This is a genomic window from Methanobacterium formicicum DSM 3637 (assembly GCF_000302455.1).
Taxonomy (GTDB): Archaea; Methanobacteriota; Methanobacteria; order Methanobacteriales; family Methanobacteriaceae; genus Methanobacterium; species Methanobacterium formicicum_A.
This window is the reverse complement of the sequence record NZ_AMPO01000001.1, coordinates 563,513-570,091: the sequence shown is the minus strand read 5'-3', so window position 1 is coordinate 570,091 and position 6,579 is coordinate 563,513. Positions and strand designations below refer to the sequence as shown.

The window sequence follows — 6,579 nt, the reverse complement described above, 5'->3', positions numbered from 1 at the left end:
CTAACATAACTAATCGATCTAGGGATGATTAATTAACATAACTGCTACATCTAAATATCTACCCTCCAGACTTTATAATCTTTGTTCTGGTAAACCAGAGTGAAATAACCCGGATGAGATATCGGAGACTGTTCTACAAAGTATCCAATATTATCCCTTTTTACATCTTCTTCTGTGAAATTTCCACTGTAGTAAAGGTTTCGATCAAGGACTTTAACCATGCCCGGCTGGTAACCCCCTGTGGAAACTGGTTGCCTGGATACCGAGACAATCACCGGATCAAGGCCTTCAGTGATGGACATGACCACACTCTTACCATCCCCATTGTCCGCAAACCACTGGGCTAAATCTCTTTGAGAGTCAGTGACCATTGGTTTTACAGATAGGGCATAAAATAATCCTGAACAAACTGCAAAGATAATTAAAATGATAATTAGAACTTTGTATATTTTTTCGTAACTTGGTTTGGTACTGCAGGTGTGGATGTATTCCAAGCCCAGTGCAGCCATAATCATCACTGGAAAGACTGCAAAATTCAGTATTCGATCTATGAGTATGGAAAATCCCAAAATATACGCATTACTTAATATTAACAGGAATAAAGTCCAGGTAATTATTAAAATATCCTTTCGGGACAATTTTTCAGCCCATCTTTTCATACTATTTTCTTTAAATCCTTTAATCCGAATAATTACCCACAAAACAGCAAATATCAGGGCTGGAACTCCTAATGTCTTGGCCAAAATGATTAAATATTCTACCGGACCCTGGAAAACTGCCTGAGGGTTGTGGAAAGTGTATCCATACTGGATCAATAGGGGAAGCCACCATAACGCAGCCACTATGAGGGTAAATCCCAGGAATATTCCTAATGAGGAGTAATCCACCTTATCCTTCCGCAGTTTGAGTGATAATGTGAAAAGCAGTACCACCCCCAGCATTATTAATCCAGTTAAGTTATGGGTTAACATCATTAATCCACCGATAATACCCCCTAAAACAGCAAATCTATGATCATCACCTTCCAATGCACGGTAGTAAAAGTAAACCGCCAGGGGAAAGAAGATTAAAGCCAGAGTTTCAGGTAATGGTAACATGGCCCGGTGGAATACTGATGTAAAAAACAGGAAAAATCCAGCCAGTAGGGCCACCCTTAAGTTGTAAAACTGGCGGGTAACGTAGGTGAATGATAAAACCAGGGAAAATGCAAAAACTGGTTGAAGATAACGGGCGATCTGGAATGGATCAGCTTTCAAAAGGGCTGCTAATGCCGCAAGGAGGTAATGGAACAAGGGAGGATAGAAGATTGGCCTGCCAAATGGTGCATAGGTTAAAGGGTCCCAGAAGGTGAGTCCCTGTTCCATGTAAAGCTTGGCCAGGTGAACATGGTAATATATATCCCAGCTTAAGGGCCACTGGTACTTTAAAGTGGGAATAAGAGCAATGATGAATGCCAGAATGGCAGGAATCAAAAGTAACAGAACAGACTTATTTTTAGTTATTTTTTCATATTCCATTAGCACACCTGTGAGGATGATGAACAGTACAATAGTAAAGTAAACTTTAGAGAGTATTTAATTGGAAGTTATTGATTTAAACATAAATAACTTGGGTCAGGATTAATTTAAAAATAATTTTATTAACAATCATTATATAAAGCTAAGAAAAAGGATTAAAGGTACCGGATATGACTACCAATTCACCTCAATCTTCTCCAAAGTCAAACCTTAAAAAACTCTTTTTAATTGTTTTAGGTTTAATCGCGATTATTAGTGTAATCTGTTTATTTTTAACCTATCTGAATACCCCCGGATACGCTCAAATGCCTGAAATTCATAGTAATGATAGAATCCTGGTTTTTGCTCCCCACCCCGATGATGAATCACTTGCTGCTGGAGGTTTGATTAAAAGGGCCAGAGATTTGAATGCCACTGTTATGGTGGTGGTGATGACTGACGGGAGCAGTGCAGCCACACCAGATGAACTGTCTCAGTATCTTGAAAAAAGTAACAAAAGCAATTCCACGGGAATTGCAGAATTAAGGTACCAGGAAACTACCAGTGCCCTGAGTAAATTGGGAGTCAATACCAGCAACATCATTTTTCTGGGTTATCCTGATACTGGCCTCAGATTTCTATTTGAGGATTACTGGGATCCTGATAAACCATATCAAAGCAACACACCCTTCAATCATTTCGATCATTCTCCTTACAATTTCACCTACCAACCAAACGTCACTTACACTGGATCGAATGTTGCGGAAAACTTGAAACAGATAATGAATGATTTTAAACCCACAATCATCATTGTTCCAGATGGATTGGATGAACATCGTGACCACTGGGCCACCAATGCATTTGTAATGTATTCTGCAGCTGCAACCAACTTCAAAGGAACGATCTACACCTATCTGGTTCATAAGGGAGGGACTAAATGGCCTTCACCTCCCAATTATCAGCCTTCCCTCAACTTAACACCCCCTCAAGAACTGCAGAGCCAGAATATTAGCTGGATTGAGACCCCACTAACTTCAGATGAAGAAAAAGCAAAAGAAGAAGCCGTTAACTCCTATGGACTTCCCCTTTCCCTCACCAAGGGTTATTTGAAATCTTTCATCAGGACTAATGAACTATTCATTATTCCACAAACAGTTAACGCCCAAATAATCAGTTCTACGAATTTTACAAAGACAGGAATGCCTTCATCTTCATTTGAAGATGTGAGGTATGATTATAATACCAAAACCCTAAAAACTTCTGATGAAATGAGTTCAGTGAGAGTAGCACGTGATAATGAAAACTGTTACATTGTAATAAACTCCACTCACCAAATCAATGGGGAACTTATTTACCAGTACCATTTCCGATTACTGGAAAATGGACAATTCAAACGCTTGGATGTTAAAGTTCAAAATGGTACTGCAGTCTATGAAAAAAAATCTGTTAACAACCTCCAGCCTGAAAATAATGCCACAGCTGAAGTCCAGGGCAACATATTGGTGTTGAAGATACCCCTGAATATTTTTAAGAATGTATCCTTTTTGATGATGAACACCGATGTCAATGATAAAAATGGGCAATTGATGGACTTATCTGCCTGGAGAGAGCTTAAGGTAGCTTGAAATATCTAAAGTAAGGTAACTTGAAATAGAAAGTAAATAAAAATATCTAACGTAAACGGACACTTGATTAGCTGATTCCGGATTATCTAGATCATATTAAATAAGGATTGTTCTGTAGGCAGATTACTTAAAAAGGGAGATTTAAGTTTAATCTCCTTAAATCCATTTATCATCTGTTGAAAGTGAATATTTGATAATAGCTGTTTTTATATGCCAGTGTAGTATACGGTGGAGCATTCATACCTGAAGGGAGAACTACATATCCCACATTATCTTTTATGTAATCGGATTGATTCATCCCACCATCAGCATACTTCTGGATATCAAGAGTATGTACTATTCCCTGACCATAACCCCCTGTTGCTACTGGTTGTCTGCTTATAGCTACTATAAACGGATCTCTGAAGTTATAGGCTACTACCACGCCCTTTTTGTCACCGTTTTCCTGGAACCATTCTGCAATATCCAGTTCACCATCCGAGGCTCTTAACCATAAAAAGCCACTGTCAACATCAGCCAGCATGGAATACCCAATCATAACCGATGAAACATATACACAGGCTATGAAAATAGCGTAAAAATTTTGGGAGATGTTTTTTTGGTCAATTACAGTTTTTAAGTGTTTAACTCCCACCCCCGCCATAACTACCAGGGGAAAAAGGGCAAATGTTAAAAAACGATTACTTAGGATGGGTACTCCCAGATAATTCAGGTTACTAACCAGTAAAATAGATATTAAAGAAATTAAGATCAGAATATCCTGCCTGGATCTTCTTTTAATCATTCTAATAGCACCGAAAAATGCGAACAGGAGTGTTAAAACACCGAAAAACTTGGGATAACTTAACAAACTCACCAGGTATGGAGAATCTCCACCTGAATTGAAAACAAGACCATATTTAAGTAGTAATGGTGCCCACCAGATAGATGCCACCAGGAGGGTGGAAACAACAAATACCAGCCAGTATTTTAAAATCGATTTATCCTTTAAGCTGATTAAAATAGCGTAAATAGATGATACTAGAACAAGAAAGGAAGCTGATAACATGTGGGTTAAAAATACCACTCCTGCAATGATGCCCGATATTGAAGCATATTTATAGCTCTTATTTTGAGTGGAAAGATAGAATCCATAGATAACCAGGGGAAACAGTATGAGGGCCAGGTTTTCAGGGCCAGGTAGAATAAATCTCTGGAAAACCACACTGAAAAATATAAAGAATCCTGCAGTAACCCCTACCAAGACACTTTCGTAAAGTTTGTATGCTACATAAGCAAAGGATAAAAATAAGAACAGAGTTAGTACTGGTTGTAAAACCCGGGCTGCAGTGAACATGTCCCCGAAGATAAGGCCCACTGAAAGCAATAACAAATGAAAAATAGGGGGATAAAAAATAGGACGCCCGTATGGTGCGGATGTTAAGGGATCCCAGTAAACCAGTCCCTGTTCCATGTAAAGTTTAGCCAGATGAACATGATAAAAAATATCCCCACCCAATGGCCATTGATACTTTAGGGTAGGAATCAGTGCTATGAAAAATGCGGCTAAAGCCGGGATCAATAGTAATAAAACAGGTTTTTCTCGCAATATTTGAGGATAGTTCATTGGGACACCATGACTTTATATTGAATGAAAATATTTAAATTTATAATATAATATTATTGCTAACTTTGTTAATTTCAATTAAGACTTGTTAATTACCATTAATGATTACAGGATATTTAAATGAGAATCATAACTATTATTCCTGCTTACAACGAAGAAAACACCATTGCCCATGTGGTTAATGGTGTTAAAAAATATTCGGATGTTCTAGTTGTAGATGATGGATCCACTGATGAGACATCCGCACTTGCAATAACTGCAAAATCAAATGTTTTAAAACATAATAAAAACATTGGAAAAGGTGCGGCTATTAAAACTGGACTTAAAAGTGCCATTTCAGATGATTACGATCTCATGGTTCTTCTGGATGGTGATTGTCAGCATGACCCCCGGTGCATACCCCTCCTCCTGGATGGAATGGAAGGTGTTGATCTGTTAATCGGTTCCCGTTTCCTGAACATGCCCCCACAACACATGCCCCTGCAGCGCCGTCTTTCCAATGGAATAACCACCCGACTGATAAGATTTGTGACTGGTTACCACATCACCGATAGTCAGTGCGGTTTCAGAGTAATATCCAAAAAGGCAGCCCCATTTTTTGTTGATATACCCTACAATGATTATGTTTATGAATCAGAAGTACTTTGTCGGGCATCAGAAAATAACCTGGTAGTGTCTGAAAGACCCATACAGTGCATTTACGGTAATGAAAAGTCTTATGTGCGCACAAGACATGTTGTGCATTATGTGATGTTCACCCTGCGCCTTTTAGTGCGCAAATTACTGCGGAGGATCTAGTTTGAAAAGGTACTATGTTTTCCTGGTAAGTATCCTGTTACTGGCACTTCTGATAATCTGGATTGGCCCCCAACAAATGTGGGACGTTATTAAAACAGCCAATCCATGGTTAATACTACTGGCAGTCGGAGTACATCTTTTTGTGGTTTGGATCCGCTCCCTACGTTGGGGTTACATCATAAATCAACCCTGGGAATTCAAGAAAAATTTCATTGTCAAGACCATTGGACTTTTTGCAGGTAACTTCACTCCTATGCGCAGTGGAGGGGAGGTTTTAAATGCTGTTGCTGGTAAAAAAATCAATGGAATAAGCCTTTCAGAGGGTTTATCAGCAGGTTTAACCGAAAGGTTCTTCGATGGAGCAATAGGGGCAATTTTATTATTGATATGTGCTTGTTTACTTCCAAAGGTAAGAATAATAGCAATTATGGGAGGTTTAGCTTCTTTTGGACTTTTAGCTGTTATTTACCTGATAAACTGGAGAGAAGACACCAGTATCTGGATTTATAATCGTGTTCATTTCATAGTGCGATTTTTACCCATCTCTGAAGAAGTGGTGGAGAACTTATACAATAAATTCACCCAGGGGCTGCGCAGCATGATCGAGTACACCAAAACCTTCAGCAGTTTCAAGAATTTGGCAGTAGTGTTCGTGTTAACTGCTGCTAGCTGGCTTCTGGAATGTGTGCGTTTGTACATTGTTTTTGTTGCTTTCAATGTTGAAATCAACTTCGTGGCCATTATAATCATCTTCCTCCTGGCCAACATAATCGGAATAGTATCTGCCCTACCAGGAGGTATTGGTTCCATTGAACTGTCATTAACCGGTTTGTTCGTTATTTTCGGAGTTTCCAGTGCAGTGGGTGGAAGTATAGCTATGGTGGATCGTTTAGCCTCATTCTGGGTAGTCAGTGCATTGGGAATAATATTTGCATCTTACTATGCCAAGGATATTTTGGATGAGATCAAAGGATACACCATTGGTTTGAAGTCGTCTAAACAGGACTAAACTAAAAAATATTATTTCAAACAATAAATTCCTGATTAAACATAA

At 38.8% G+C, this 6,579-nt stretch carries 5 protein-coding genes; 3 read left to right on the top strand and 2 right to left on the bottom strand.

Annotation, left to right across the window (positions count from 1 at the left end; translation table 11 throughout):
• Positions 1-50 precede the first annotated feature (50 nt).
• Positions 51-1,517, bottom strand: coding sequence for a 6-pyruvoyl-tetrahydropterin synthase-related protein (locus tag A994_RS02665; RefSeq protein ID WP_004029727.1), 1,467 nt, complete (start codon positions 1,515-1,517; stop codon positions 51-53).
• Between the two features lie 170 nt (positions 1,518-1,687).
• On the opposite strand from A994_RS02665, the gene A994_RS02660 reads away from it, so the two are divergent.
• Positions 1,688-3,121 carry a PIG-L deacetylase family protein gene (locus A994_RS02660; RefSeq protein WP_048204005.1) on the top strand — a complete coding sequence of 478 codons (1,434 nt, stop codon included), beginning with the start codon at positions 1,688-1,690 and terminating at the stop codon, positions 3,119-3,121.
• A gap of 169 nt (positions 3,122-3,290) precedes the next feature.
• Here A994_RS02660 and A994_RS02655 read toward each other — a convergent pair whose 3' ends face one another.
• Positions 3,291-4,727 (bottom strand): 6-pyruvoyl-tetrahydropterin synthase-related protein, encoded by a 1,437-nt coding sequence (locus A994_RS02655; RefSeq protein ID WP_004029725.1) that lies wholly within the window; start codon positions 4,725-4,727, stop codon positions 3,291-3,293.
• Between the two features lie 120 nt (positions 4,728-4,847).
• Here A994_RS02655 and A994_RS02650 point away from each other — a divergent pair, with 120 nt between their 5' ends.
• Positions 4,848-5,525 carry a glycosyltransferase family 2 protein gene (locus A994_RS02650; protein ID WP_004029724.1) on the top strand — a complete coding sequence of 226 codons (678 nt, stop codon included), beginning with the start codon at positions 4,848-4,850 and terminating at the stop codon, positions 5,523-5,525.
• A gap of 1 nt (position 5,526) precedes the next feature.
• Positions 5,527-6,534, top strand: a complete 1,008-nt coding sequence (locus A994_RS02645; protein ID WP_004029723.1) for a UPF0104 family protein — start codon at positions 5,527-5,529, stop codon at positions 6,532-6,534.
• Positions 6,535-6,579: the final 45 nt, after the last annotated feature.

Excerpts from the sequence above, each read along its gene's own strand:
- A994_RS02665 (WP_004029727.1), bottom strand. The coding sequence starts at position 1,517 with ATGGAATATGAAAAAATAACTAAAAATAAGTCTGTTCTGTTACTTTTG.
- A994_RS02660 (WP_048204005.1), top strand. The coding sequence starts at position 1,688 with ATGACTACCAATTCACCTCAATCTTCTCCAAAGTCAAACCTTAAAAAA.
- A994_RS02655 (WP_004029725.1), bottom strand. The coding sequence starts at position 4,727 with ATGAACTATCCTCAAATATTGCGAGAAAAACCTGTTTTATTACTATTG.
- A994_RS02650 (WP_004029724.1), top strand. The coding sequence starts at position 4,848 with ATGAGAATCATAACTATTATTCCTGCTTACAACGAAGAAAACACCATT.